Source organism: Ensifer sp. Root31 (assembly GCF_001424825.1).
Lineage (GTDB): Bacteria > Pseudomonadota > Alphaproteobacteria > Rhizobiales > Rhizobiaceae > Ensifer > Ensifer canadensis.
The window spans coordinates 1-22,890 of record NZ_LMCO01000037.1 but is presented as its reverse complement, the minus strand read 5'-3'; the positions used below and the strand labels follow the sequence as shown (position 1 = coordinate 22,890).

At 62.0% G+C, this 22,890-nt stretch carries 30 protein-coding genes and 1 riboswitch; of the genes, 7 read left to right on the top strand and 23 right to left on the bottom strand.

Translation table 11 applies throughout. The features are described from left to right. Positions 1-11: 11 nt before the first annotated feature. The 12 genes from ASD00_RS27335 to ASD00_RS27275 all read right to left on the bottom strand — a co-directional run bounded on the left by ASD00_RS27335 (position 12) and on the right by ASD00_RS27275 (position 8,014). Entirely contained in the window at positions 12-332 is a 321-nt protein-coding gene (locus tag ASD00_RS27335; protein ID WP_057210292.1) for a phage head closure protein, read from the bottom strand. Further along, positions 329-742 (bottom strand): DUF3168 domain-containing protein, encoded by a 414-nt coding sequence (locus tag ASD00_RS27330; RefSeq protein WP_057210291.1) that lies wholly within the window; start codon positions 740-742, stop codon positions 329-331. The genes ASD00_RS27335 and ASD00_RS27330 overlap by 4 nt, the downstream gene beginning before the upstream one ends. After that, entirely contained in the window at positions 739-1,164 is a 426-nt protein-coding gene (locus tag ASD00_RS27325) for an HK97-gp10 family putative phage morphogenesis protein (RefSeq protein ID WP_057210289.1), read from the bottom strand. Before ASD00_RS27325 ends, ASD00_RS27330 begins: the two co-directional genes overlap by 4 nt. Then, positions 1,164-1,460 carry a head-tail connector protein gene (locus ASD00_RS27320; RefSeq protein WP_057210288.1) on the bottom strand — a complete coding sequence of 99 codons (297 nt, stop codon included), beginning with the start codon at positions 1,458-1,460 and terminating at the stop codon, positions 1,164-1,166. The genes ASD00_RS27325 and ASD00_RS27320 overlap by 1 nt, the downstream gene beginning before the upstream one ends. Positions 1,461-1,463: 3 nt before the next feature. Further along, the gene (locus ASD00_RS27315; protein WP_057210287.1) at positions 1,464-1,976 is read right to left on the bottom strand and encodes a hypothetical protein; all 513 of its coding nucleotides are present in this window, start codon (positions 1,974-1,976) and stop codon (positions 1,464-1,466) included. A gap of 7 nt (positions 1,977-1,983) precedes the next feature. Beyond that, complete coding sequence (locus tag ASD00_RS27310) at positions 1,984-2,472, bottom strand: hypothetical protein (RefSeq protein ID WP_057210284.1); 489 nt, start codon at positions 2,470-2,472, stop codon at positions 1,984-1,986. A 362-nt stretch (positions 2,473-2,834) separates the two neighbouring features. Next, a complete protein-coding gene (locus ASD00_RS27300; RefSeq protein WP_057210280.1) occupies positions 2,835-3,221 on the bottom strand; it encodes a hypothetical protein in 387 nt (128 codons plus the stop codon). 59 nt (positions 3,222-3,280) lie between these two features. Continuing rightward, positions 3,281-4,477, bottom strand: coding sequence for a phage major capsid protein (locus ASD00_RS27295; protein WP_156585811.1), 1,197 nt, complete (start codon positions 4,475-4,477; stop codon positions 3,281-3,283). A gap of 2 nt (positions 4,478-4,479) precedes the next feature. Then, complete coding sequence (locus ASD00_RS27290; protein ID WP_057210278.1) at positions 4,480-5,025, bottom strand: HK97 family phage prohead protease; 546 nt, start codon at positions 5,023-5,025, stop codon at positions 4,480-4,482. Next, positions 5,022-5,414, bottom strand: a complete 393-nt coding sequence (locus ASD00_RS27285) for a hypothetical protein (RefSeq protein ID WP_057210276.1) — start codon at positions 5,412-5,414, stop codon at positions 5,022-5,024. Before ASD00_RS27285 ends, ASD00_RS27290 begins: the two co-directional genes overlap by 4 nt. Then, positions 5,411-6,604 (bottom strand): phage portal protein, encoded by a 1,194-nt coding sequence (locus ASD00_RS27280; RefSeq protein ID WP_057210274.1) that lies wholly within the window; start codon positions 6,602-6,604, stop codon positions 5,411-5,413. The genes ASD00_RS27285 and ASD00_RS27280 overlap by 4 nt, the downstream gene beginning before the upstream one ends. 903 nt (positions 6,605-7,507) lie before the next feature. Next, entirely contained in the window at positions 7,508-8,014 is a 507-nt protein-coding gene (locus ASD00_RS27275; RefSeq protein ID WP_057210272.1) for a hypothetical protein, read from the bottom strand. A gap of 1,062 nt (positions 8,015-9,076) precedes the next feature. On the opposite strand from ASD00_RS27275, the gene ASD00_RS27265 reads away from it, so the two are divergent. Both ASD00_RS27265 and ASD00_RS27260 read left to right on the top strand, forming a co-directional pair. Then, positions 9,077-9,424 (top strand): hypothetical protein, encoded by a 348-nt coding sequence (locus tag ASD00_RS27265; RefSeq protein WP_038576297.1) that lies wholly within the window; start codon positions 9,077-9,079, stop codon positions 9,422-9,424. A 180-nt stretch (positions 9,425-9,604) separates the two neighbouring features. After that, on the top strand, positions 9,605-10,627 hold the full coding sequence (locus ASD00_RS27260; protein ID WP_051509175.1) for a glycosyl hydrolase: 1,023 nt from the start codon (positions 9,605-9,607) through the stop codon (positions 10,625-10,627). 120 nt (positions 10,628-10,747) lie between these two features. On the opposite strand, the gene ASD00_RS27255 is transcribed toward ASD00_RS27260, so the two are convergent. The 3 genes from ASD00_RS27255 to ASD00_RS27245 form a co-directional block, all read right to left on the bottom strand. Then, complete coding sequence (locus ASD00_RS27255) at positions 10,748-10,987, bottom strand: DUF982 domain-containing protein (RefSeq protein WP_025427868.1); 240 nt, start codon at positions 10,985-10,987, stop codon at positions 10,748-10,750. Between the two features lie 298 nt (positions 10,988-11,285). Beyond that, entirely contained in the window at positions 11,286-11,996 is a 711-nt protein-coding gene (locus tag ASD00_RS27250; protein WP_025427867.1) for a GntR family transcriptional regulator, read from the bottom strand. Positions 11,997-12,201: 205 nt separating this feature from the next. Continuing rightward, a complete protein-coding gene (locus ASD00_RS27245; RefSeq protein ID WP_025427866.1) occupies positions 12,202-12,996 on the bottom strand; it encodes a DUF1194 domain-containing protein in 795 nt (264 codons plus the stop codon). Between the two features lie 160 nt (positions 12,997-13,156). On the opposite strand from ASD00_RS27245, the gene ASD00_RS27240 reads away from it, so the two are divergent. Together ASD00_RS27240 and ASD00_RS27235 are read left to right on the top strand one after the other, a co-directional pair. Continuing rightward, on the top strand, positions 13,157-14,467 hold the full coding sequence (locus tag ASD00_RS27240) for a glucoamylase family protein (RefSeq protein WP_025427865.1): 1,311 nt from the start codon (positions 13,157-13,159) through the stop codon (positions 14,465-14,467). Beyond that, the gene (locus ASD00_RS27235; protein ID WP_025427864.1) at positions 14,464-15,327 is read left to right on the top strand and encodes a (2Fe-2S)-binding protein; all 864 of its coding nucleotides are present in this window, start codon (positions 14,464-14,466) and stop codon (positions 15,325-15,327) included. Before ASD00_RS27240 ends, ASD00_RS27235 begins: the two co-directional genes overlap by 4 nt. A gap of 75 nt (positions 15,328-15,402) precedes the next feature. Here the strand turns inward: ASD00_RS27235 and ASD00_RS27230 are convergent, their stop codons facing one another. The 3 genes from ASD00_RS27230 to ASD00_RS27220 all read right to left on the bottom strand — a co-directional run bounded on the left by ASD00_RS27230 (position 15,403) and on the right by ASD00_RS27220 (position 17,574). Then, positions 15,403-16,197: a CbtA family protein gene (locus tag ASD00_RS27230; protein WP_025427863.1), complete on the bottom strand. Its 795-nt coding sequence runs from the start codon at positions 16,195-16,197 to the stop codon at positions 15,403-15,405. A 197-nt stretch (positions 16,198-16,394) separates the two neighbouring features. Continuing rightward, positions 16,395-16,571 carry a CbtB-domain containing protein gene (locus tag ASD00_RS27225; RefSeq protein WP_025427862.1) on the bottom strand — a complete coding sequence of 59 codons (177 nt, stop codon included), beginning with the start codon at positions 16,569-16,571 and terminating at the stop codon, positions 16,395-16,397. 42 nt (positions 16,572-16,613) lie between these two features. Continuing rightward, positions 16,614-16,883, bottom strand: a riboswitch (cobalamin riboswitch). After that, complete coding sequence (locus tag ASD00_RS27220; RefSeq protein ID WP_025427861.1) at positions 16,882-17,574, bottom strand: TetR/AcrR family transcriptional regulator; 693 nt, start codon at positions 17,572-17,574, stop codon at positions 16,882-16,884. (Overlaps the previous riboswitch by 2 nt.) Positions 17,575-17,677: 103 nt before the next feature. On the opposite strand from ASD00_RS27220, the gene ASD00_RS27215 reads away from it, so the two are divergent. Further along, positions 17,678-18,508: an NAD(P)H-binding protein gene (locus ASD00_RS27215; protein WP_025427860.1), complete on the top strand. Its 831-nt coding sequence runs from the start codon at positions 17,678-17,680 to the stop codon at positions 18,506-18,508. Next, positions 18,505-18,984, top strand: a complete 480-nt coding sequence (locus ASD00_RS27210; protein ID WP_025427859.1) for an anthrone oxygenase family protein — start codon at positions 18,505-18,507, stop codon at positions 18,982-18,984. The genes ASD00_RS27215 and ASD00_RS27210 overlap by 4 nt, the downstream gene beginning before the upstream one ends. A gap of 46 nt (positions 18,985-19,030) precedes the next feature. On the opposite strand, the gene ASD00_RS27205 is transcribed toward ASD00_RS27210, so the two are convergent. The 4 genes from ASD00_RS27205 to ASD00_RS27190 all read right to left on the bottom strand — a co-directional run bounded on the left by ASD00_RS27205 (position 19,031) and on the right by ASD00_RS27190 (position 21,709). After that, positions 19,031-19,828, bottom strand: coding sequence for an SDR family oxidoreductase (locus ASD00_RS27205; RefSeq protein ID WP_025427858.1), 798 nt, complete (start codon positions 19,826-19,828; stop codon positions 19,031-19,033). Positions 19,829-19,938: 110 nt separating this feature from the next. Next, a complete protein-coding gene (locus tag ASD00_RS27200) occupies positions 19,939-20,502 on the bottom strand; it encodes an SRPBCC family protein (protein ID WP_057210270.1) in 564 nt (187 codons plus the stop codon). Next, on the bottom strand, positions 20,499-20,873 hold the full coding sequence (locus tag ASD00_RS27195; RefSeq protein WP_225906551.1) for a metalloregulator ArsR/SmtB family transcription factor: 375 nt from the start codon (positions 20,871-20,873) through the stop codon (positions 20,499-20,501). Before ASD00_RS27195 ends, ASD00_RS27200 begins: the two co-directional genes overlap by 4 nt. A 44-nt stretch (positions 20,874-20,917) precedes the next feature. Beyond that, positions 20,918-21,709, bottom strand: coding sequence for a crotonase/enoyl-CoA hydratase family protein (locus ASD00_RS27190; RefSeq protein WP_025427855.1), 792 nt, complete (start codon positions 21,707-21,709; stop codon positions 20,918-20,920). 95 nt (positions 21,710-21,804) lie between these two features. Between ASD00_RS27190 and ASD00_RS27185 the strand changes: the two genes are divergently transcribed. Continuing rightward, positions 21,805-22,386, top strand: a complete 582-nt coding sequence (locus ASD00_RS27185; protein WP_057210268.1) for a TetR/AcrR family transcriptional regulator — start codon at positions 21,805-21,807, stop codon at positions 22,384-22,386. Positions 22,387-22,402: 16 nt separating this feature from the next. Here the strand turns inward: ASD00_RS27185 and ASD00_RS27180 are convergent, their stop codons facing one another. Continuing rightward, a complete protein-coding gene (locus ASD00_RS27180) occupies positions 22,403-22,789 on the bottom strand; it encodes a hypothetical protein (RefSeq protein ID WP_025427854.1) in 387 nt (128 codons plus the stop codon). Between the last annotated feature and the right edge of the window lie 101 nt (positions 22,790-22,890).

The following is a 22,890-nucleotide window of genomic DNA, read 5'->3' as shown; positions in this document are numbered from 1 at the left end:
TCCGCGAGTGCTCATGTTCCCGATACCGCCACGGTTCGAAGCTCAAGGCCCCGACGACGCCGGATTTCCTTCACTTCCTTGATGTTGTAGGTCTGGCCGCCATAGTTGACGCGATCGGCGTTCGTGATCGCCTCGATGAATCTGAGACGGAAGATCACCAGCGTTTCATCGCTAGCCCCGTATGCCCGGATAAATTCCTCGGTGCTGGCCTGCACGATCTCGGCGCGGACGGTGGCAACCGTTGTCCAGGTGTAGTCGGGCGTACCGGCAGGATCGACCACGTAGGTCGATCGCTCGATGACAATCGTTCGGTCGAGACGGCCGGCCCTCATTCGATCAACTCCGCGAGCGTTTCTATGGTCAGAATGCCATGGCTGGTCTCGCCATCCGGATCGCGCACATAGCGAACCGAGGACACCCGACAATCGGCGCAATGGAAGTCCGGGCCGAGTTCGAGCCGTGCCGGCCGGATCGCCGAGCGTATGGCCCAGGCGATGGCTCGCACGCCCGATAGCGACGGCTCTTTCTTCCAGAGGTGAAGTGTCGAAACCACGGTGAAACGGTTCCTTGCGATCGTATCTCCACCTTCAAGAGAGAAGCCCTCGCCAAGGATGATAGAGGGATCGATGATAGGCCGCTGGCTTCGGTCGAGAATGTTACCGGCAGGAACCAACGCGGTGACACCCGCCGTGGCGATCAGGCGCGAACGGATGCCAACCTGCACCGCCGTTTCGACGCTCATTTCTTCCCCCAGTTCTGCCGGATGGCATTGCGGATCGCGCGATTGATGCGACCGCTCACTTTCTTGCGGTTGAGGCGGACGGCGGGCCAGAAGAATGGCTGCGCGTCCACCTCGGTGGTTCCGTATTCGACCAGATGCGGATAGCGGACATCGCTGTTGCCGACGGTGACCTTGGCCGCGCCTTCCGGAACCAAGGTCGCGCCCCCGGGCTGAGAATAGGCCGGCGTCGTCTGGCCGGCGGGCGTGACGGTGATGCTCTCAATGAGCTCGCCGGTATCCTTCGACTGCAGCGCGATATGGCGCATGTCGTCGGCAACATCCTCGGCCGCCTTCAGGACTTCCGGATAAACGGCTTCCTTGATCTTCGCCGGGATGGCGTTCAAGCGCTGCTGGATCCTCGACAGGCCGCCGTCGTTCGCCATCAGAAGCTCCAGTTCCGATACTCGCGGACGATTTCCTGCACGCTGTAGGGGACACTGGCGATGCCAACCCCGACGATCGTCGCTTCGCGGTTTTCGTACCAATGCCCGACCAGGTGAGAGATCGCCTGTTTGAGATCCTCCGGAACGGTATTGGCCGGAAACTCCACCTCCATCTTGAAGCCCAGCAGCCGGTTGACATGGCTTTCGGCCGCCGCGATCAGGCGCGTGATCAACGCATCATCGGCCCCATCGGTGATGTTGAGGTTTTCTTTGACGTGATCGAGTTCGACGATCATGCATCAGGCTCCCGTGGTCGCCGCTATGCGGACGACGCTCGATTGAAGGATCAGTACGCAGGCCGTGCCGACGACGCGATTGGAGCTGTCCAGCACGTCATCCGTGGACGTCACTAGGGCGATGAACAGTCGCTTCGAAGGGGTTGGCGCTGGCCCGAGCGCCGGGGCGTCGGCGAAGTCAATGCGGAAAGCGAAAGGATGGAGGCTGTCAAAAGCCGCCTGCAGCGCGATCTGGCCGGGATCGGCGGCATTGAGTCCGAGGATCAACTGCATGGAGGTCGCCTTGCGGGTCACCTTCACATGAGCCTCATAGACCGGCCCGCCGGGGTCGCCAGCGGGCATTTTGGTCACATCCTCGGTGCCCCATTCGCCGCCAACGCGGCCAAGGTTTTCGGCGTTGTTGATGGCCGTCCACACATCGGCAGCAAAAGCACCAGCCTCGACCGGACCAGCTTGCCAGCCGGGCCGTGCGCTGCCGATGTAGAGTTTGCTGCCGGTAGTGGTCAGAAGCGACATTGTGCCCTCACGCCGCCGATGCGTTGACGCGAACGACGTTCGAATTGACGCCGAGCGTTGCGTTGAACTTCATGACGTTGTTGGCCTGCTCAAGAGCCTCGGCCGCGCTCATCACTTTTGCGATGAACAGGCGCTGCGAGTTCTTCGGGCTGGCGCCGGCTGCGGGCTTGTCGTTGAACTCGATCTTGAAAGCGTAATCGTGCGGCGTCTTTTCGGCCGCGATCAGCGCAATCTGGCCCGGGTCGGCGTAGTCGATGCCCATCACAAGCTCGCAGTTTCCGGCGTTGCGCGTGCCCTTGAGCTTCTGCGTGCGACCCTTGCCGATATCATCGAAGGTGACCTCGGCACTGGTGTCACCGACGGAACCGATGTTTTCCAGTCCACCGATCTCGGTCCAGTCGATGTCGGCGAAATCGGCCACTACGAAATCGGCGTTCTTGGCGGCAAGCGGCTCGCCGATGAAAACTTTGCTGTTCGCGGTTGTGAAAATCGGCATGTCAGTAATCCTTTGACTTGTTGCGCCGCTCTTCAGCGGCCTCTTTGGCGTTGCAGCGCTGGCAACCAGGCCGCCAGTTCGAGCGCTCCATTCGAAGATCCGGACGGGCGCGAATGCTCTTGATGTGCATGACGACGGTGGAAGGTTCGCCGCAGCGCGCACAGCGCTTGTTGACGGGGTCAGCGAGGAAGGCCTTTGCTTCCCTCTCCCATTCCGCCGAATAGCCACGCTCGCGGGCGGTAGGGCGTCTGGCGTCATGGCGCGCCTTCCGCTCGCGAGCGCGTCGGGTCTCGCATGCGCAAGCGGTTCCCGACGGCACCAGCCGCCCGCAACCGCATATGCGAGGACCCTTAACCGGCATGTCAGGCCACCGGCCGATCGGCAGCGTGGCCGAGGATGAAGTTCGCCCCGACGGTGACGCTCGTTCCAGAGTTCAGCGTGAGCACCGCCCGAAGGTAGCGCTTGAAGCCGCGATAGCCGATCTTGGCGGTGGAGTTCGCCACCAGGCTGGCCGGGAGGCTGCCGAGCAGATGGTCCGGATCAATGTCCGTGAAATCGCCGGCCGTGGTGGTATCGCTTTCCTGAAGCTTGGCCGTCATGTCGCCAGCCCCGGTTACGGCCCCGGTGCTGACGACAAGAGCAACGCTGCCAAACCCTTTCAGGTCGATGGCTGCGCCGTCGAAGCTGGCCCCACGTGCTGCCGGCGCGGCGGCTTGCACTACTTTGATGTTGTGGACGATGTCCCGCATGTTGGTGATCTCCGTTGAAAGGGATCAAGCCGCCGAGGCCGGCGGCCTGAAATCGCCCGTTAGTTGGCGCTCATCTTGAGCTTGCGAAGCGCCTCGCCGAGGACCGTTCCGCCACCGACGCGACGGCGGGCATGGAAGCGCACAAGACCCTTGGATGCCTGCGTGTAGGGATCGCGCAGGATGCTGAGTTGCACCCGGTCGTAGATCCGATAAGCGCGGCTGAAATCGCCGAAGGCGATCGGGAAGCCGTTCTCTGCGATATCGGGAAAATCAACGGCATCGACGACGGGACGGCCCAGCAGGGTCGAAGGTTGACCAGCCTGGTAGGATGGCTGCCAGAGGTAGTTACCCTGCCCATCCTTCAGCGTGCGAATGATCCCGAGCGTGGTGCCGTTCATCATCCAGGAGGCGCTGTTGCGGTAGGCCGCCGGCAGCGAATACATCATCTTGATCAGCGCATCGGGCTTGATCTCGGAAACGTGGCCGTTCTTGAACTCCGGAATGCCGGCCGCCGACATGAAGCCTTCCGGCTTTTTCACGCCGTCACCGCTGATGAACGCCGGCCCCTCCATCCTGCCGAACTCTTCGGACAGATCGGACGCGACTTCCGAATCGACGTTGATGGCGCTGTCCTCAAGCAGCCGCAGGCTCACATCGACATAGCAAGCGATTTCATGGACCGGGATTTCAAGCTGGCCGTAGGTCGAGCCGGTTTCCTTCCGATCTTCATCCTCGCCTACCCAGTGCGCGGTCGGGCGACCAGTGCGTTTCGGCAGGATGACGCCGCCGGCGGAGGTGCTGCCGACGCGTGCCGCTTGGCGAACTGGCGAGAGTTCGACGAGACCCTTGACGACTTCCGCAACGAACTCGGTCGGAGCCAGATAGCCGCCCTTGGTGTCGTCGCCGACAACGAGGGCGCGAACCTCGTCGGCCGCCATCGGCTCGCGGCCCATGCGCAGGAAGTTGGAAAATGCGCGGCACTCAAGCGAGGGATCGCCGTCGCCGCCACCATTGCCACCGGCGCCCGGGCGGTTCATCCGCGTTTCGATGTCGTCGAGGCGGGTGGTGATTGCGGCAATGCCGCCGAGTTGTTCTTCGGCGCGGGTCTGGAAACTTGTGAAGCCGGTACGCAGCTCCTCGACCGCAGCGGTTGCTGCTACCAAAGGATCATCGTTTTCGGCGCGTGTTTCGAGCGGCGACTGGCCGAACATCAGGCCCACGGCTGCGGCATCGAGGTGCAAGAGATTCTGTTTCATTGTCACTTCCTTGGCTGTAGAGAGCGCGTTGCCTCACGGCAGGCTTTGACGAAGGCCGCTGCGCTCTCGACAGAGCGGCCGGTGCTGCGAATGTCGGTGATCCGCGCGCCGCTGGCGCTTGGCAGGCCGACGATGGAGATTTCGGCGATGTCGATCGCGGTCAGGAGGCGCACGCCCCCAGGTCCACGCTTCTCACCGCCAGGCGGCACGCGGAAGCCGATCGACAGGCCATTGACCGCGCCTGCCTTTAGGCGGGCATGCGCCTTGCGGCCTTCGTCGATGTCGAGGATCAGATTTCCGCGCACAAAAAGCCCGACATCGTCTTCGAGGATCTCGTTCCAGACGCCGAGGATCTCAGACGGCTCGTGCGACCAGAGCATCAGCGGCTTGGTGCCGGCACGCTGGTGAGCCGCAAGCGACCGGGCAAACGCGCCGCGCTGGACGATCTCATTGTGGCCGTTGCGCTGGCCCCAGATGACCGCGTAGCCGGAAAACTCGCCGGCATCGCTCGGCGCTTGGTAGCGAGTGGAGAGGCCGAGGTGGTTCATCGTGCACCTGCCATGAAGTGGGCGCGGTTGCCGGCGAAGGCATCAACCTGTTCGCGCACCCATGCGACAGACAGGAACCGGACGATATTGCCGTGAGTGCAGGAAAGCGGCTGGCCCGCCTGGACGATCTCCCAGCGCAGAACGCAGCGAGCGAGCGAAGCGATTGACGCCTTTTCCCGCTCTTCGGCCGAGACCGTGCCGTCGGCGCGCGCGAGCTCGGCGAGTTCGTCGGACATCTGCAGCCGTGACCGGCGCTGTGTGAGAGAATCAGGACCGGCAAGGGTCAGCTTCAGACCGAGCGGTTCGCCGGTCGCCGGATTGCGAAGCTCCATTTCCGCGCCGCGATCCTGATCCTCGACGTTGGCAAGGATGTCGTCGAGATCCTTCATTCGTCCTCTCCGGTCGACGGGCCGTCGTTGCTGCCCGTGCTGATGTTGGGGTTTGAGTACTCATTCCCGCCCTCATAGGGCGGCAGGCCTTCCCACTTCCGCGCCTGATTGGGGTTGATGACGCGCGATGTAATCAGGCTGGAATAGGCCGTGGCGCGCTCGCCGAGATCGGCCCGCGTGAGGTCATCGCGATCGAAGACGATGCGGAACCGCTTGCGTTCAACGCGGGTAAGCAGCGCCCGGCCGAGCGCGCCTTCCAGCGCCCTCAACCACGGCTCAAGCGTGTAGGTCAGGAACTCGCGGCCCATCTGCTCGGAGTTCGACCAGGTGGCGCGCTCCAGTTCGAAGAGCATCGACGGCGGCACCCGGAAGGCGCGGGCAACTTCGAGGATCTGGAAGGTTCGCAACTCATGGAACTGCGCGTCCGTCGAATTCATGGTGATTGCGCGGAACTGCGCGCCATCCCAAAGAATGGCCGTCTTGCCGGCGTTCTGTGCGCCTTCGTGCGAAGCCCGCCAGGCCGCCTTCATTTTCTTGAGGCCTTCGTCGCCGAGGCCCTTCTGCATCTCGATGACGCCAGCCGGCCGCGCGCCGTTCTCAAAGAGCTTTCCGGCGTGCGTTTCCATGATCGCCAGCACGCCGATCGCCTTCGCCGCCAGTGTGACCGGGCAACTATCGAACGGGCTGCGAACGTGAACGATGCTGCTGGCGCTGATGCGCTGGCCGTTCAGCCGGTAAGTCGGTTGGCGCGTCAGCGGATCGTAATCGACGCTGATGGCGCTGCGCTGGTAGTGGATGACTTCGCGGAGATCATCGCCAACGCGATTGACCCAGGCGAGACCGCCTTCGTTCCGCACGAGGGCGTCGGCGACCAGGTCACGGATCAACTCGAAACCCGAGGTCCACTGGTTGGCATCGCCGCGCAGCAACCGGGAAACGGGATGATCGGGGCGGGCCTCTTCCGTTCCGTTTTCGAGGATCTCGACCACGCCGACATCGAGGGTCGCGGCAGCTTCGGAAATCACGCGGACGGCGGCCGATACGGCGGGAACCTTGAGCGCTGCAACACCCGATATCGCAAAGGCGTTGGGCGAGGTCCCTGTCCACAGAGCGACCATGATGTCGTCGGGGGATGCGGGCGAACTGTCGCGCGTTTCGAGATCGGCGGATTTTTTAGAGCGCTTTGCCATCCCGATTGTATGCCAGAGGGGAGGCCGATTTGGGAATTGGACAAAGCTGGACACGAAAATCCTGCTAAGGCTTTGTCTTTACACAAAAAAATCTCTAATTGGAAAAATTATAGAGCGAACCTCCCCCCGCCGGTCCCCGATATAGGCCGAAAGACTAGGACCACCCCCCGGCCGGGGTCTGGCCTGACCCGATGCTCGGGTGAACGGTATCGCGTTGAGGTGCAGATTGTTAAGGTATTGATATCGCGTCTTTAATCGGCCAACCACGGGATTTTCCCGTGATTATCGGGAGGTGCTCTTCAAACCTTCCGACAGTTTCTGACAGTAGTCAGACAGTCGATCTGATAGTTAAGTATATGAAATACGTAACTATTTACAGTTTCTGACAGTTATCCTCGTGCCATGTAGATCAAATTCATATCTCAACACCATGCCGCCGAAGTTATTTCTTATATGCGTAGGCGCGCGGAAACTGTCGGGAACTGCCTAAAGGTACTGATTTAATTGAGCTTTTGCCCTTATCAACTGTCGGAATGACTGTCAGAAACTGTCAGAAACTGTAAGGGAAGCACCTTTGAATTGCGATAGTCTGCGATAGTTTTGCGGTAGTTTTTGAGATAGTTTTATTTATATAAATCAATAGGAACGATAGTTTGCGATAGTTTTTACTATATATAGGCATTCAGAGATTTAGTGCTCAACATATTTCTTCATATATATATGCACGAGAAAACTATCGCAAACTATCGTTGTCATTGATTTTACACCCCTTTCACCCCCGGTGACTATCGCAAAACTACCGCAAAACTATCGCAACTATCGCAGATGCGAGCGCTACAGATAGTTGCCGCCCCTGCTGAGGGGGTACGGGGGAGCAGGGATGGCAGTGGACGCGGTCAAGCCTTAGCGCAGCCGCGTACCGAGGTAGTGCAGCCGAATACCGAGGTAGTAGTTAACCTGACATTTCACGCGCCGCAACCCCGCCGAGCGGGCGAGATGCCGCCCAAACATGCATTGGGTCATGATCGGAGATTTCTGCTCGGCCGACCATCGGCAGTACACATCGTAGAGCGCTGAAGATTTCTCCCTGCTAGCGATGTCTTCCAAAACGTTATCCCTGATGAACCGTTTGATTACCTCAGCTTCACTGCTTCCCCCTCCATCGGGCGGTGCGCTGTCTTTCACCGGCCCACCAGGCAAGCCAAGTTCGACCCAAACCGACTGCGCAAAGGCTCCTCCAAAAAGGGCTTTCGCTTCTTTGACAACATCGAGTTTGAGCCTTAAATCCCTCTCCGGCGATGAGACACTCGGAAAAAGCGTTAGTTGAGTTTCCTTGCCTTTTCCGATTGTCTCAACTTGTCCTAAGCAGCTGATTTCATTGCGGATATGTAGGGCCTCCGGGCCCACCATTGTAACCTACCGGCGAATGTTTGCGAGATCTGCGTCTCAAGCCTGTTAAATCATTGCGTTCGATGAAGCGTAAAGCGGGCGTGAGGTCTCTATCCTCGTGCAACGCGTAGGATGTGAGCGGAAATCCTGTAAAATGCTAACAACACGCGCTTGATTGCTGAAGCTATATGCAAGGCAGACGTGAAACGCCTAAAAATTGCAATGGCCGACAAAGCGAGCCTGATAAGGACGTCTCTCATGAAAGGCTCGCGCCGGCCCGGGACCTCGCGCCCACCAGGGTTCTTTCCGCGACCTAAAAATGGCTCAACAGCAGTCGCGCTGGAGAACCGCGCTCCTGGCTGCTCTACGGTTAGATACTTCTCATCTGTGAGATAACCGCCGAGCGGTCAAAAAAATGCCCGCCGGAGCGGGCAGTTTTGGAGTGGGCGCATACGCTCAAACATGTTGCGCCTGGAAGCCAAGGTGCGTCACAGAGGTCAACACTGTGTAAACAGCCGGCAGCCAGAAATGAGGGGGACTTTGGTCGGGCCCGGTTTTGCGCCGAGCGTCCCGCGGACGAACGGCTGTTGCGGCTTGACAGGTGATCGGCGCGCATGGCGGCGATGGCGGCTGGTGCGGCAGGCGCTGCGAAGGGAAGGAAGACAGGCGCGCAACTGGCGCATGGTCGACGTCGGTGTGCGGTTGAAATCGGTGCGCGTGGGTTGGCGGCCCGGCCTGATGATCTCACAGCGTTTCTTTGTTGCGGCCACGTATCGCGCCTTGGCTGGGCGGCGGCTGGCGAGGCGAAGGCCCGTGCCTGCCGCGCCGATTTCGGTCGTCCGTACGTGTGAAAAGACATCGCTAAGAAAGAAACTCTTAATTTTAGCTGTCAATAATAAGAAGTGGGGGTTGAACTTCTTGGGTGATTCCCGCTACTGCATGTTTCCTTAAATCCTATTCGATTTAAGGATCAAAACATGCAGCCATTCAAAGTGCTGCAGCGACCTTTGCGCGTCTAACAAGACGCGCGGCGCTGTAGGGAAGTTGCCAAGCGGCGCTGGCCGCTTCTTCGAAAGGATGCTTATGCGAAGCCTAACCGCCTTGGGCGGCGCACGCCGCACCACCGTTTCGGGTTTCAAGTATCTCGTACCTGCCTCGCTTCTCGGTCTTCTGCTTGTCTCATCCGGCTGTTCGTCGGCGAGTATGGCTGAAAGCCCGCTGTTTGCGTCTGCCGGCTCCAAGGCAGCCGTAAGCGCACCGAGCGCGGGCGCGAAGCAGGGCAAGCTGATCAAGGTTGCGGAAGAGGACGATATCGTCGAGCCGCTGCCGGCAAGACGGCGCGTTTCCGCCTATCTCGGCCGCGCGCCCTATATCTGCTCGCCGAGCGGTTTCGGCCATACGTCGCGCTGCTTCCTCAGAAGCTCGCTGTAAAGCCATTCCCATAGGGCGGAGCGCCACAGCACCCCGTTTCATTCCGAGTGCCGTTAGACCGTTTCCGCGTTGGATGCACGAACGGAAATACTCAAGCTCCTTGTGTTCCAGGCAACTCCGGGCGGAACCTTCCCGGGCTTTTCCTGGAAATGCTCAAAGTCCTCCTGCCGGAGACAGCTCTTGTCGATTGCGATGTTCAGATCGGTGTTTTTGGCCGGCCTCATGGCGCTTCTGCCGGTGGCGGGTGCCTCGCGGGTTGCGGCTGCCGATCTCGGCGGCACGGTCGATCGCGTGCTGACGACGGGCTCGATCAGCTCGGCGGCGCGGTCTGCCGGCACGCCCGGCGGCGAGGTCGCGATCGGCGTCTACGATCCGCATGACGCGGTCACGGGCAGCGCTGCGCTCACGATCGAGCATGTCTTCATCTATTGGCAGGCGCTCGACAAGGCGATGCTGAAGCGCAAGATCGCCATTGCCGAGGGCCAAGGGCGGGCGCTGATGATCTCCGTCGAGCCCTATACCCATGCGAGCAACTGGCGGGCGGGCGGCGAGCGGCTGTTTGCCGATATCGGCCGCGGTCGTTTCGACCGCGAGATCGGCGATATCTGCCGGCGTGCCGGCGCGGTTGCAGCGCCGGTCTACATGCGCTGGGGCCACGAGATGGAGGACCCTGACGGCCGCTATCCCTGGGCGCGGCGCGACATGGACGGCTATAAGAAGGCGTTTCGCTATTTCGTTAGAAGCTGCCGGGAGCTGGCGCCTGACGCTCGCTTCGTCTGGTCGCCCAAGGGCCATCGCAACCTTGCCGGCTACTATCCCGGCGACGATGTCGTCGATGCCATCGGCATTCCCGTGTGGGGTCTGCAGAAGATGGATGTGGACTATTGGGGGCGGGAGCGCAGCTTCGGCGAGACGCTTGGCGAAAAATACCGCCGCGTCGAAGGCTTTGGAAAGCCTGTGATGATTGCCGAGCTTGGGGTTGCCGGTTCAGCGGATTACAAGCGCGCCTGGTACGCAGAAATCTTCGATCGCAGGACTTATCGCGCGCGTTTCCCGCTGTTGACGGCCGTGGTGTTCTTCAACGACAGGGAGCCTTACAAGTGGCCGCTTGGCTATGGCTCGCCGGACTGGCGGCTGGACAAGGCCGCGCTGGCAGCACTTGTTTCCGACAAGGTCGAAATCGTCGGCCGGCCGACGCAATAGCGGCTGATGCATGTCGCGCAAAAGTGTGCAGCGGTTTTGCGAAAACGGCATGCGGTTTAAGAGCGGTGGACGCACCGGCCGTTCAGCCGGTGCGTGAATGTCGGAAAACTGGAGTTTTTCTCAGGCAAGCAGAAGGCCCGATTCACGGGCGGCCGCGGTGAAGCATTGGCTTGCCCTGTTGACGCTGGTCAGCCCGTCAAGCGCATCCAGGCAGCGCTGAAGGGCGGCACGATATTCCCGTCCACGTCTGCCCGGCCATTGCCGCAGCAGTTCGAGCGCCTCCCAGACCGTCCTGACGACGGTCTGCCGCTTGGACGACAGTTTCAGGTGGATCGGCGTTGCGAAGGTTTTTTCGCTCATCTTGCATTCCTCGTTCATAGTCTTTTGAGCGCGAGGCCAACGCCGGGGAGCGCCAATGGTTCCCTCCGCGGCTGCACTTTTTTAACCATGACGATGCCGACCCGATGTGTTCGGCCAGATGGGGGGCCGTCGGAAGCCCTGGAAGACAAGGCTTTCGGACGAGAGCCGGCACGCTTTCGCCGTGACAATTTTTGCGAAAGATTTTTTCGAATGATGGAGGCGTGGGGAGCGGCGAGGGGCCTGCGGCCGGGTGCAGGCCGTCTCCCTGAAACCGTTCAAGCGTTTTGGCTGTCAGCGATCAGAGATCGAGCGCGGCCCTGAGGTCGGTCGGCTTGCGCTCCCTGAGGTCGAGATCGGCCTCGATGTGATCGATATGGCGGATCATCAGCGCACAGGCGGTGTCGATGTCGCCGGTTTCGATCGCAGTCAGGATGTCGCCATGCTCGTCGTGGCCACAGGTCGAGACGCTCGATTGTCCATAAAGCGCGATGACGAGCGAGGAGCGCGCCACCAGCTCATCCATGAAGCGCCTGAGAATGACATTGCCGCTGAGATCGGCGAGCGCCAGGTGGAAATCACCCGAGGCCTTGATCTCGGCGCGGCGCGCCGACCGGCCGCGCTGTGCGGTCAGTTGATGTTCGGCGGCAAGCAGGCGGCGCAGCTCATCGATATCAGCCGCGCCAATGCGCGGCGCGGCGGCGCGCACGAGGCCCGGCTCGATCAGTCGGCGGGTCGCAAAAATCTGGCGGGCTTCATCCGGCGAGGGATGGGCGACGAAGGCGCCGCGGTTCTTCTCGACAGTGACCAGCCCCTCATAGGCGAGCGACTGCAGCGCGGCGCGCACCAGCGTACGGCTGACGTTGAACAGATCGCCGACATCGCTTTCGGACAGCTTGGTTCCGGGCGCAAGCCGTCGTTCGACGATCGCATCGCGCAGCTTGTCGCGGATCTGTCGGGTGCTGGTGTCGGTGGACGCGTCGGCCGCCGCAGGATGGGTGGTCAGGGACATGAAGGAAATCGATCCACGATTGAACGCGGCATCTTATCGACGCGCGCGCCCTACAGCGCCGCGCGTCTTATTAGACGCGCAAATGTCGCTGTAGCACTTTGAATGGCTGCCTGTTTTTATCCTTAAATCGAATAGGATTTAAGGAAACATGCAGTAAGGAAACGACAATCTGGCATGGCAAAGCGTCGTTGCCAATGTGGGCCGACTACTTGTCAAGTTCGGGATAGACGCGGTCGATGAAGCCTGGCCGGAGCTTCTCGCCGATCAGGCAGTCGGGCGCGGGCAAGGCATCGACGAGGCGCACACGCGGCGGTGGCGGCAGGCCGCTGACCTCCAGGATCAGCTTCTGGCGGATGGCGATGGCGAAATCTTCCGGCTCATGCACCGGCAGCACGAAGGAGCCCGGGCCGCCGACGACGCACTCGGCATAATACTGGTCGAGCGGCCCGGTCGAGACGGACGGTCTAATCAGGATCGCCAGGCCATTGATGATGATGCCGCGGGCAATGGCGATGTCGCGGGCGGGAATGACCGGTGGGCCGATATTGTTGGGTCCGTCGCCAGACACGTCGATGATGCGGCGCATGCCGGCAAAGGCGTTGGAGTCGATCAGCGCTGTGCCGTAAGTGAGCGCGTTGGAGATCGAGGTGCCGCGGCGGGTGCCGACGGGGCGGGCCTCGATCAGCGCGGCAAAGGCGTCCGCTTCGGCGGCGTTGGAGATCACCTGCCAGGCAACGACGGAGGATTCGTTGACGGTGCCGGCCCATTCGAAATAGCCAAGGGCGATCCGGCCATAGCGACCGCTCGTTACCGCATTGAGGAAGTCGGAATGGCGCAGCGCCTGCACGTAGCCGGCGCGCTGGACGCGGGCTTCGTCCAGATCCATCGAGCCGGACATGTCGACGGCCAGCACCAGTTCGACATCGACGTCGGTGTGCGCGGCGGTCGATTGGGTCGGGCCACCAGTCAGGGAAAGGATCAACGCCAGCATGGTTAACATCGCTTCAACCCGTCATTGCGAGCCGCGTCATCTCAGGAAATGTAGCACAGGATTGGCTTATCGCGACTGTTTGGGGTTGGCTGACCTTCAATAAAAGGTGATATCGACAGGGTTTACTGCCGATCGATACCGTGCCGACGGGCCTGCATGAGCTGAGGATATGCTTCAACAGACACGGAATACGGAGCGTTTTCAGGTCGATAGGCTGCAGTCCGCCGCTTTCGACTATTTCCTGCGCTATAGCGATGCCGGCACCGGGCTTGTCGCCGATACGTCGCTTCCCGACGCGCCCTCAAGCATCGCTGCCACCGGTTTCGGGCTTTCCTGCTACCCTGTTGGCGTCGAGCGCGGCTGGATCGGGCGCGGCGAAGCGGCCGGCCGGGTGCTGATGACCCTGCGGTTTCTGGCGCAAAGCCGGCAGGGGAGCGATGCGCTCGCCACCGGTTATCGCGGCTTCTACTATCACTTTCTCCACATGAAGACCGGCGAGCGGGTGTGGCAGTGCGAGCTTTCCACCATCGATACCGCGCTGCTGATTGCCGGCGTTTTGACCGCAGGCGCCTATTTCTCCGGCGACAGTGCGGGGGAGCGGGAAATCCGCGCGCTTGCGGATAAGCTCTATGCCCGGGTGGATTGGCGCTGGGCGCTCGGCCGTGGCGAGATACTGACGATGGGCTGGCGACCGCCCGGGCGGTTTCTTAAGTATCGATGGCAGGGCTACAGCGAGGCACTGCTGCTCTACGTGCTCGCGCTCGGCGCGCCGCACCATGCAATCGGCCCGGAGCACTACCGCGAATTCACGGCCGCCTATGCGTGGACCACGGTCGACGGTGCGCCGCATCTGCAGGCCGCGCCTTTGTTCGTCCATCTCTTTCCGCAAGCCTGGTTGGACCTTCGCGGCATTGGCGATGCGCCGATGCGTGACGAGGCGACTGATTATTTCGACAATACCTGCCGGGCGATCGCGCTGCAGCGAGCCCATGCCGAGCGCAATCCCGGCGATTTCGCCGGTTACGGCGGGGATATGTGGGGCCTCAGCGCCTGCGGTGGACCGGCGGGGCGGCAGCGGCTTGTCGATGGGCGTTGGCAGCGGATGCTCGGCTATGCGGCGCGCGGCGCGCCCGGTGGTCCTGACGATGGCACGCTGGCACCTTGGGCACCGGTTGCCTGTCTGCCTTTCGCTGCCGATGCGTCGCAGTCGGCACTCGCCGAGCTCGAGAACTGTTACCCGGACATTCTGTGCGAGAGCCGGTTTCCCGGCGGGTTCAATCCGAGCCTGCCCGGTGTGGGCCCGGAGGGTTGGGTCGACGACCGCGTGGTCGGGCTTGACCAGGGGCTTGTCGTGATGATGATCGAGAATGCCAGAAACGGTTTCGTCTGGGAGCTGACGCGCAGCATTCCGGCCATACGGCGCGGATTGCAGCGGGCGGATTTTCGCGGCGGCTGGCTTGAGACCAGGGAGACGGCATGAGCTTGGGCCACGAGCGGCAGGACGAGCGCCCGGCGGAGGACGAGGCGGACGCGGCGTTGCGCCAGAGCGCCCTTGGCGTTCTCGCGCACCTGCAGTCGTCTTTCCCCGAAGTGGGCTTTTCGCTCGGGGCCGCCGGCGACGTATTTCTTCCCGAGGCGCGGTTCTGGGTGGAGGAGGGCGTCGGGCTTGAAGACAGCCTTGCCTATCAGGATCGCTTTGCCGAGGGCATGGACGACAAGATCCGCGCCGCCCATCTGATTGCCTTTTACAGCAACCAGCTCACGCTCGCGCTTGGCGGCCTCTATCTCGGTGGGGGCATCGTGGCAGCCGTTCGCGGCCTTCGCTTCGAAGAATTTTCGCGGGCCTATGGCGAACGGCTTGTCGCGGCCAAGCGGTTTCATTTCAGCCTTGCCTTGCCCGCAGCCGGGGATCATGCCCCGGCGACTGCGGACGTCTTCGGCGAAACCTTCGCTGCGCATCTGGCGCCGATCGTCGTCATGTTGAAGCGTCGCACCGGCCTGTCCTCGGGCGCGCAATGGCGGCTTGCGGCGGATTCGCTTGCCGGTGGGTTCCTGGAGATCGGCCGCGTCCTCGGCGACGAGGAGACCGCGATGGCGAGGGCGCTGGCGATCGTCAAGCGCGCGGGTACGTCGCTATTTTCCGACAAGCTCCGTTACGAGGACATCGTGATCGAGATCGGCGGCAATCATGCGCTGTCGCGCACCTATCGCCTGCGCGGCGGCTGCTGTCTCTATTATCGAACGGAAGGTGGCAGCTTCTGCGACAGTTGCGTGATGCTGGCGCCGGACGACCGCCGCGCGCGGTTGCAGGCGCATCTGCTGGCATTGCAGGCGCGCTGAGACATCTCGACGACAAAGCCCCTGATATCGGCGATATCAGGGGCTCCGGGTTGATGGCGAAATCTGGCCGGTCTGTTACGCCTTGGCGAAACGATCGTTGATGAAGCCCGACACGACGCCGAGAACAATCCAGAACGCGAGCGTGGTGGCAAGGGCTGCCACGGCGAATTCAGCGCCGAGCACGGCCGGCACATTGCTGGAGATGTCCGACGGTTGCGGCGCGCCATAGACATGCGGTGCCGCGATCAGCACGAGGCCGATGATCTTGGCGGCGATCTCTTGCCGCAAGACCAGCAGATAGAGACCGGCGGCAGACAACAGCACGGTTGCACCCCACCAGACCTGGCGGTCGCCGAGTTCCGCGGCCGGGAAGCCCGGCAGTTCCGGCGGCAGACCGATTGCCGGCAGCATGTGCACGGCAAGCCAGCCGCAGGCGCCCCAGAGCGCGCCGTTCCTGAGCGTGATCGGGTAGCCGATGACGAGGCTGACGCCGGCGAGCAGCAGCGCGAAGCCGGAGCCGGTCACCAGATTGGCGATCAGCGTGCCGGAAAAGCGGCTCATGCCGAACATGATGCCGCCTTCCTCGTGTTCGCCCTCATGGGCGTAGGCAGGCGTGATCGGCGACAGGGCGTCAAGCAAAGCGCCAATCGGCGAAACCGCCTTCAGCGACGAATGCTGGTCGTGGTTTGCTGCGGCCGGATCGGCCGTTCCCGGCTGAACGGCTGGTTGTTCGCCGGCGGCCGGTGCCTCGCCTTCGAATTCTTCCGCGTGCAGGATCAGCGGTACGACGCGCAGTTCCTGGGCGCCGGTCATGAAGACACCGGCAATCAATCCAGCCACGATCGCGGCCAGAAGCGTTCTGACAATCATTTTCGATATCCCTCGATATCGGCGCGCCATGCATCTGGCAGGCAGCGCCGTGTCCCACTGGCAAATATGCGAACGGCTCCGTCCGGCAGATCTTCAATCTGCATCAGACGCGAGCAAACGCGTCCGGCTGTCTGCCGGAAGCGTTTTTGTCCGCAGCTATGTCGATGCGGAACGCAAGTCGCGTCCCGGAACATCGCTTAGTGGCAGGGGAAGCCATAGGAGTGGCGGGTGTCGTGCGCGGTATCGTGCAGCACGGCCGAGTTCGCCAGGCCTGCGCCGAAGACGAGGAAGCCGCCGATGAGGAGCGCGATGATACCTGCGGTCAGACGATCGCTGAGGGAGAGCGGAATGCTCGAAACTGTAGATGTAGCCATGACAACCTCCGTGATGGCGTCGGGATCTTTCCCGGTTTGGGCCCTATGCCCGCATCGACTGGCAGGTTTCCTGGCTCAGGACGTCGGGTGAGATCACCCTGGATTTGCCTCGCCTTCCCAGAGCAAGGGCCGCCCTCTCGCGGTCTTGTCTCCAGTGGCTTCTTCCGGATCGCTCCGGAACGGCGCATTCACGTCGCTCTACAGTCGCGGGGTCGGCCGTGATTTGAATGCCCAGCATGGGTCCATCCGTCACGTTCCCGTTTACTCCCGAAACGCGTTCGCGTTGCGGGAACCAATCGATCCACGATGATTAGGATCGCACCCCGGAGATGTCAATTAGACTTGCGCCGCCGCCCGGTCCATCCGCGACAAAATCACGAAGGATCATGCGTTTATAGGCTTCGACGATCTGGTCGCCCTCTGCTCTGGTGACGGAGACCGCAAGCCGCATCGTGCAATCGCCGAGATGCATGATCAAAAAGGCGGCGCTGTCGATCGTTTCGCGCGGCGTGTCGGGCGCAAACCGAGCCCAGACGTCGGCCAGAAGCTGGCCGCCGGCACGGCTTTGCAAAAGGTCGATCTCGCGCAGCGCCTTGTCGGCCTGCATCGCTGACCAGATGTCGCGCATCACAGGCTCGGCCAGGAACATATCGTAATAGATGTCGAACAGCATGGAGAAGGCGTCACGCAGTTCCGAGATCGACGTCACCTTGGCAAGCTCGGCCCCGATGCATTCATTGCAGACCGCATTGTAGCGCTCGGCCAGCGTGCGCACGATCGCCGCCTTGTCGGGGAAGTACTGGTAGAGGGAGCCGATCGAGATTCCAGCCTTTTCAGCGACTTCGCTCATGCGCATGGCGTCGCTGCCCTTCTCCTGGATGATCGCCGTGGCGCAGGAAAGGATGTGCTCGACGCGCTCGCGGCTGCGCTTCTGGCTGGGCGTGCGGCGCAGCGCCGGCTCGTCGTCAGCGGGGATTGTGGAAGGGCTTGCATCGGGAATCATGAGTAATGCTCACATTTTGACTTGACTCCTAAAATACGAGGATTTATCACATTTGCAAATGTGAGAGATGCTCATGTTTTGCAATCAACCTCAGGAGGAAGCGATGACTGACAAACTCACACTGGTTCTGGGCGGTACGGGCAAGACGGGGCGGCGGGTGGCGGCCCGCCTTGAGGAGCGGGGTATCGCGGTGCGCATCGGCGCCCGTTCGGCATCGCCTTCCTTCGACTGGACGGATGAGGCGACCTGGGCGCCCGTGCTTGAAAATGTCGAGCGCATCTATATCAGCTACCAGCCGGATCTGGCGGTGCCGGGCGCCGTCGAAACCATCCGCAAATTCTCGAGGCTTGCCGTTCGCTCGGGCATCAAGCGGCTGGTGCTTCTGTCGGGGCGCGGCGAGGACGAGGCGGAAGCGGCCGAGCGCGAACTGCAGGCCTCCGGCGCCGACTGGACGATCATCCGGGCAAGCTGGTTCTTCGAGAATTTCAGCGAGGATTTTTTGACCGATTCCGTTCGCAGCGGATCGGTGTTCCTGCCGCCGGATGAGATCACCGAACCCTTCATCAGCACCGACGACATCGCCGACGTGGCAGTTGCAGCCCTTCTGGACGAGGGGCATGTCGGCAAGGTCTATGAGCTGACAGGCCCGCGGCTGATGACCTTTGCCCAGGCCGTGGCCGAGATCGCGACGGCTGCCAACCGCCGGATCGGCTATCAGTCCGTGCCGGTTGCCGACTTCACGGTGCAGTTGCGGGCCGACGGATTGCCTGATGACTATGTCGAACTCATCCGCTATCTCTTCACGTCGGTGCTCGACGGGCGCAATTCGCAAGTGACGTCCGATGTCGAGCGCGTGCTTGGGCGCAAACCGCGCGACTTCGCCGACTATGCCCGGGAGACCGCTGCAACTGGTGTCTGGAGTATCGCCGCATGATCCCGCTGATCCCCGCTCTGGCGTTTGCCGCCGCAATCGGCTCCGGCCTGATGGCCGGGCTGTTCTTCATCTTCTCGGTCTGCATCATGCAGGCTTTGTCGCGGCTGCCGGCGGAGCAGGGGATCGCGGCGATGAACGCCATCAACGTGGTGATCCAGAATCCGCTGTTCCTCAGTACCTTCATGGGCACGGCGCTTCTGGGGCTCGCGCTGGTCGTCGCGGCCTTCATCTGGGGCGGTAACGGCAGCCTGCTGCTGGCGGCCGGCGGCATCGCCTACGTCGCCGGCGTGCTGATCGTCACCATTATCTTCAACGTGCCGATGAACGATGCGCTGGCGGCTGCCACGTCTGGGCAGGCTGCCACCGAAATCTGGCAGCAGCACTACCTGACCGACTGGGTCTGGTGGAACCATGTGCGCACGATTTCCTCGATCGGCGCTCTGGCGCTGTTCATTCTGGGTTTTGCGCGCAGCTGAAGAGAACGACCGACGCGACCCTGTGAAGGTCCGCCGGTCGTTCATTTCAATCAACCAGCGAGCCGCAGGTGAGGTTGGCGATCGCGCCGGTCATGGCGCCCGCCCGGTCCGAGGCGACGAAGGCGGCATAGTCGGCGACCTCGTCGAGCCTCGGGAAACGGCCGAGCAATGTGCCGGACTTTGCCCGACCGTCGAGCATCTCCTCCACAGTGGTATCGAACCGGTCGGCAAACCCTTGAAAGACGGCGCGCGCATGCGAAGCTGGCAGTGCCTCGGGAATGGCATCCGGCCGCAGGCAGATGACGCGGATGCCATGGCTGCCGAGTTCGCCGGCGAGAATGCGCGAGAAGGTCTCGATGGCGCCGCAGGTGGTGCCGTAGCCGAGGAAACCCGAGCCGGACATGCGCGAGCCGGGCGTCGAAAGCGTCAGGATGACACCGCTGCCGTTTCTTTCCATCTGCGCTGCTGCCGCCTTGGCGGTGATGAAGTTGGCGCGGGTATAGGCTGCAATCGGGTGCTCGAACTGTTCCAGCGTCAGCTCAGAAAGCGGCGGGCCCTGAATGTGGGCAAAGCCGACAGCGGTCAGGACCACGTCGATCCTGCCGGTTCGGTCGACAACCGATTGCGCATGCCGCTCGACGGCGGCTTGATCCATCACGTCGAGGACGTCGAACTCCGCCTTTCCACCCGCCGCCCGTATTGCCTTGGCCGTACGATCCAGGGTTTCGGCCGTTCGTCCAACGAGAAAGACACTCGCGCCTTCGCGGGCAAAGGCACGCGCCGCAGCACCGCCGATGGCGCCGCTGCCGCCATAAACAATCGCACTCTTATCCTGAAGCAACATTGTAGCCTCCCTTGATCCTGTTGGGGTGAATGGGCGTGCGGCATGGGCCCCTGGATCGATATCGATCCAAGGGAGAAAACCGTGCAGCAAGTATGATGTGTTAACGGGTACTAGCGCGCAGCGATCTGCCGCGCATATTCCTGTTCGAGCCTAGTATGCTTGTTCCAGAAGCCATGCGAGGTGCGGTCGGAAACCACATCGGCGAGAATGTCGAGATGGGTGTGCCAGCCGGCAGCCACGCTTGCCATCATCTCCTGTGTCGCGATGCGCGAATGGGTGACCACCAGCAGCACTTCTGAGCCCTTGGCCTCCAGATCGAAGCGCACCTGCGACGGCGTCGGCGTGCCTTCGCCCCAGGTATAGGCCAACAGGTACGGCGGCTTGCAGGCGATGATGCGGCCATGGATACGGCTTTCGCCGGCAAGGGCGGCATATTTGGTTGGCGGCTCACCGCAATCCGTGCCGAGGTCCTCATGGCGGAAGATATGTTCGACCGTCGATTCGGCTATAGCACCTATGGTGCCCGACGCCATCCACTGGCGGCGCTTGTCCTCCTCCGTCAGGTAGGCCCAGATGCGCTCGATCGGGCCGGGCAACAACCGCTCGATGCGTGCCGCATCCGGCGCGACGATCCGGGCATATCCGCCGTCGTCCATGCCGGCTTGCGGTGTCATCGCTTCTTCTCCGTTTGCTGCGGCGTCGTGGTCTGCCTGTCTGCGGCCTTCGCGGCGTCCTCGGCCAGAAGCAGTGCCTCCAACACATCGATGCGTTGACGCCAGAAGGCTTCGTAATGGCGCATCCATTCCATGCCGGCATGCATCGGCTCGGCGTCGAGCCGGCAGACATGCGCCCGGCCGCGCACTTCGCGCCGCACGAGACCGGCGCCTTCGAGCACCTTGATGTGTTTCGATGCGGCGGCAAGCGAGATCGAGAAGGGTGCGGCCAACTCGCCCACCAGCCGCTCACCCGCTGACAGATCCTGCAGCATCGCCCGCCGCGTCGGGTCGGACAGCGCATGGAATACGGCGTCAAGCCGATCGTTCATATATTCAACCATGTCGTTGAATATCGCCGATCTCGCGGTTATTGTCAACCGATTGGTTGAATATCTCTGTGCCGATCCTTCCAGGCGACCAACGCCTCTGTGAGGTCCGCGGTCGGCACCATGCGGGCAAATTGTTCGCTTTCCACCAGAAGCCCCTCTGATATCGACATGTTGAGGCCGCGGGTGACGGCGGTGATGATCGTCTGGACGACAAGCGGTGAATGTCGCAGGATGCGTCTGGCAAGCGCGCGGGCGGCAGGCATGAGCTCGTCGTGGGCAACGACGCTGTTGACCAGCCCCAGTTCGAGCGCGTGTTCGGCCGAAAAGTCGTCGCCGGTCAAAAGCAGTTCCAGCGCGCGTTTGCGGCCGGCAAGCCGGGGCAGGCGCTGGGTGCCGCCAAAGGTCGGCGGCATGCCCAGCCTGATCTCGGGCTTGGCGAAACGGGCGCGATCGCTGGCAACGGCAAGATGCACGGCCTCGGTGATTTCGCAGCCGCCGCCATAGGCGAGACCGTTGACGGCGGCGATGATGGGCTTGGGAAATGCCTCCAGCCTTGCGGTCAGGCGCTGGCCGCGGCGGACGAAATCACGCACGGCGGTGTTCGCCCCCTTGGCAACGCTCCCGGAAAACTCGGGAATGTCGCCGCCGGCGGAAAAGGCCCGTTCGCCAGCACCGGTGATGATCACCGCGCCGACGGTGTCGTTCACCTCGATCATGTCGAGCAGACCCAAAAGCCAATCGATCAGTTCGTAGTTCAGCGCATTGAGCTTGGCCGGTCGGTTCAGCGTCAGAAGCGCGATGCCATCGGAAATCTGCAGCAATACGGTGTCGGACATGGTGTTCTCCCTTCCTCGCGTCGAGCGAGGCATTGACGAAAGAAGGCTAGGTGAGGGAAGATCAAAAGTATATTCACTAGTCGGTATACATCGATATGGCAAAACCAGAGCGCACCACCCGGGAAGGCATCATCGATGCCGCCTCGAAACTCTTCTATGCCGAGGGCATTCGCGCCGTCAGCGTCGACGCGGTGGCTGAAGCTGCCGGGGTGACGAAACGCACGCTCTATTACCATTTCGGGAGCAAGGACGAGCTGATCGCCGCCTATCTCGAAGGGCGCGACCAGCCGAACCTGGCGCTCTTCCGCAGATGGTTCGATGCAGCAGACGGCTATCTTGCCGCGAAGGTCGAGGCGATCTTCGTCAATCTCGCCCGGGCAGCGCGGCATTCGAAATGGAAGGGGTGCGGCTTCCTGCGCACGTCGGCCGAGCTTGCGAACATGCCCGGCCATCCCGCCATCCGCATCGGTGCCGCCCACAAGAAGAAGTTCGAGGCCTGGCTGACGCAGATGTTTGCCGTGGCGGGCATCGATGATGCAGGCGAGCTGGCGCGCCAGATGCTGTTGCTGCTCGACGGCAGTTTTGCAGTCGTGCTCCTGCACCGGGATGCGAGCTATATGGAGAGTGCCGGCAAGGCGGCAGCGACCCTCGTGCGTGTGGCGACGGCTGCCCGCTGATCTCGGGTTTCTGTCGTCAGGTTTTTTCGTCAGCTTCGACCTTGATGGTGCCGCAGGGATCGAGCACGACGCCGTCTTCGAAAGTGCCGGAGACCAGCCCGCTGACATCGACCCGGTCTCCCGGCTTCAAGGCGCTGTTGTTGTATTCCAGGCAAACGACGCGGGTCCTGGTTTGTGGGCAAAGGGTGGTGACGGCGATCGGATCCTGAACCTCCAACGACACGACCTCGGCCGTCAGCTCGACATCGGGCCACTCCGGCGGTTGCTTCTGCCAGCCCGCAACCATATGGAAGATCGCTTCGCAGCTGGTAACGTGCGGGCCGCCATCTTCGGCGATGGATGGCGCCGGCAGCAACAGAAGCGGCAGCAAAGTGCTGCGGGCGATCCGTTTCAGGTCAAGCATTGAGGTCTCCAATGAAAGAACACAAGGGGCGAAACGCCTTCGATTGGCGGCTTTTCCTTGGGTTCGGTTGGTTATTGATCGGCATTTTCGCCGATCGGCTA

Bases quoted from the DNA above. Each gene is read 5' to 3' on its own strand.
- ASD00_RS27180 (WP_025427854.1), bottom strand. From the start codon at position 22,789: ATGCTTGACCTGAAACGGATCGCCCGCAGCACTTTGCTGCCGCTTCTG.
- ASD00_RS27250 (WP_025427867.1), bottom strand. From the start codon at position 11,996: ATGTCCCTGACCACCCATCCTGCGGCGGCCGACGCGTCCACCGACACC.
- ASD00_RS27185 (WP_057210268.1), top strand. From the start codon at position 21,805: ATGGCAAAACCAGAGCGCACCACCCGGGAAGGCATCATCGATGCCGCC.
- ASD00_RS27315 (WP_057210287.1), bottom strand. From the start codon at position 1,976: ATGTCGCTTCTGACCACTACCGGCAGCAAACTCTACATCGGCAGCGCA.
- ASD00_RS27255 (WP_025427868.1), bottom strand. From the start codon at position 10,987: ATGAGCGAAAAAACCTTCGCAACGCCGATCCACCTGAAACTGTCGTCC.
- ASD00_RS27280 (WP_057210274.1), bottom strand. From the start codon at position 6,604: ATGGCAAAGCGCTCTAAAAAATCCGCCGATCTCGAAACGCGCGACAGT.
- ASD00_RS27235 (WP_025427864.1), top strand. From the start codon at position 14,464: ATGAGCTTGGGCCACGAGCGGCAGGACGAGCGCCCGGCGGAGGACGAG.
- ASD00_RS27230 (WP_025427863.1), bottom strand. From the start codon at position 16,197: ATGATTGTCAGAACGCTTCTGGCCGCGATCGTGGCTGGATTGATTGCC.
- ASD00_RS27200 (WP_057210270.1), bottom strand. From the start codon at position 20,502: ATGACACCGCAAGCCGGCATGGACGACGGCGGATATGCCCGGATCGTC.
- ASD00_RS27320 (WP_057210288.1), bottom strand. From the start codon at position 1,460: ATGATCGTCGAACTCGATCACGTCAAAGAAAACCTCAACATCACCGAT.
- ASD00_RS27325 (WP_057210289.1), bottom strand. From the start codon at position 1,164: ATGGCGAACGACGGCGGCCTGTCGAGGATCCAGCAGCGCTTGAACGCC.
- ASD00_RS27300 (WP_057210280.1), bottom strand. From the start codon at position 3,221: ATGCGGGACATCGTCCACAACATCAAAGTAGTGCAAGCCGCCGCGCCG.
- ASD00_RS27290 (WP_057210278.1), bottom strand. From the start codon at position 5,025: ATGAACCACCTCGGCCTCTCCACTCGCTACCAAGCGCCGAGCGATGCC.
- ASD00_RS27195 (WP_225906551.1), bottom strand. From the start codon at position 20,873: ATGAACGATCGGCTTGACGCCGTATTCCATGCGCTGTCCGACCCGACG.
- ASD00_RS27275 (WP_057210272.1), bottom strand. From the start codon at position 8,014: ATGGTGGGCCCGGAGGCCCTACATATCCGCAATGAAATCAGCTGCTTA.
- ASD00_RS27310 (WP_057210284.1), bottom strand. From the start codon at position 2,472: ATGCCGATTTTCACAACCGCGAACAGCAAAGTTTTCATCGGCGAGCCG.
- ASD00_RS27335 (WP_057210292.1), bottom strand. From the start codon at position 332: ATGAGGGCCGGCCGTCTCGACCGAACGATTGTCATCGAGCGATCGACC.
- ASD00_RS27240 (WP_025427865.1), top strand. From the start codon at position 13,157: ATGCTTCAACAGACACGGAATACGGAGCGTTTTCAGGTCGATAGGCTG.
- ASD00_RS27285 (WP_057210276.1), bottom strand. From the start codon at position 5,414: ATGAAGGATCTCGACGACATCCTTGCCAACGTCGAGGATCAGGATCGC.
- ASD00_RS27295 (WP_156585811.1), bottom strand. From the start codon at position 4,477: ATGAAACAGAATCTCTTGCACCTCGATGCCGCAGCCGTGGGCCTGATG.
- ASD00_RS27190 (WP_025427855.1), bottom strand. From the start codon at position 21,709: ATGTCCGACACCGTATTGCTGCAGATTTCCGATGGCATCGCGCTTCTG.
- ASD00_RS27220 (WP_025427861.1), bottom strand. From the start codon at position 17,574: ATGATTCCCGATGCAAGCCCTTCCACAATCCCCGCTGACGACGAGCCG.
- ASD00_RS27205 (WP_025427858.1), bottom strand. From the start codon at position 19,828: ATGTTGCTTCAGGATAAGAGTGCGATTGTTTATGGCGGCAGCGGCGCC.
- ASD00_RS27210 (WP_025427859.1), top strand. From the start codon at position 18,505: ATGATCCCGCTGATCCCCGCTCTGGCGTTTGCCGCCGCAATCGGCTCC.
- ASD00_RS27265 (WP_038576297.1), top strand. From the start codon at position 9,077: ATGCGAAGCCTAACCGCCTTGGGCGGCGCACGCCGCACCACCGTTTCG.
- ASD00_RS27330 (WP_057210291.1), bottom strand. From the start codon at position 742: ATGAGCGTCGAAACGGCGGTGCAGGTTGGCATCCGTTCGCGCCTGATC.
- ASD00_RS27245 (WP_025427866.1), bottom strand. From the start codon at position 12,996: ATGTTAACCATGCTGGCGTTGATCCTTTCCCTGACTGGTGGCCCGACC.
- ASD00_RS27215 (WP_025427860.1), top strand. From the start codon at position 17,678: ATGACTGACAAACTCACACTGGTTCTGGGCGGTACGGGCAAGACGGGG.
- ASD00_RS27225 (WP_025427862.1), bottom strand. From the start codon at position 16,571: ATGGCTACATCTACAGTTTCGAGCATTCCGCTCTCCCTCAGCGATCGT.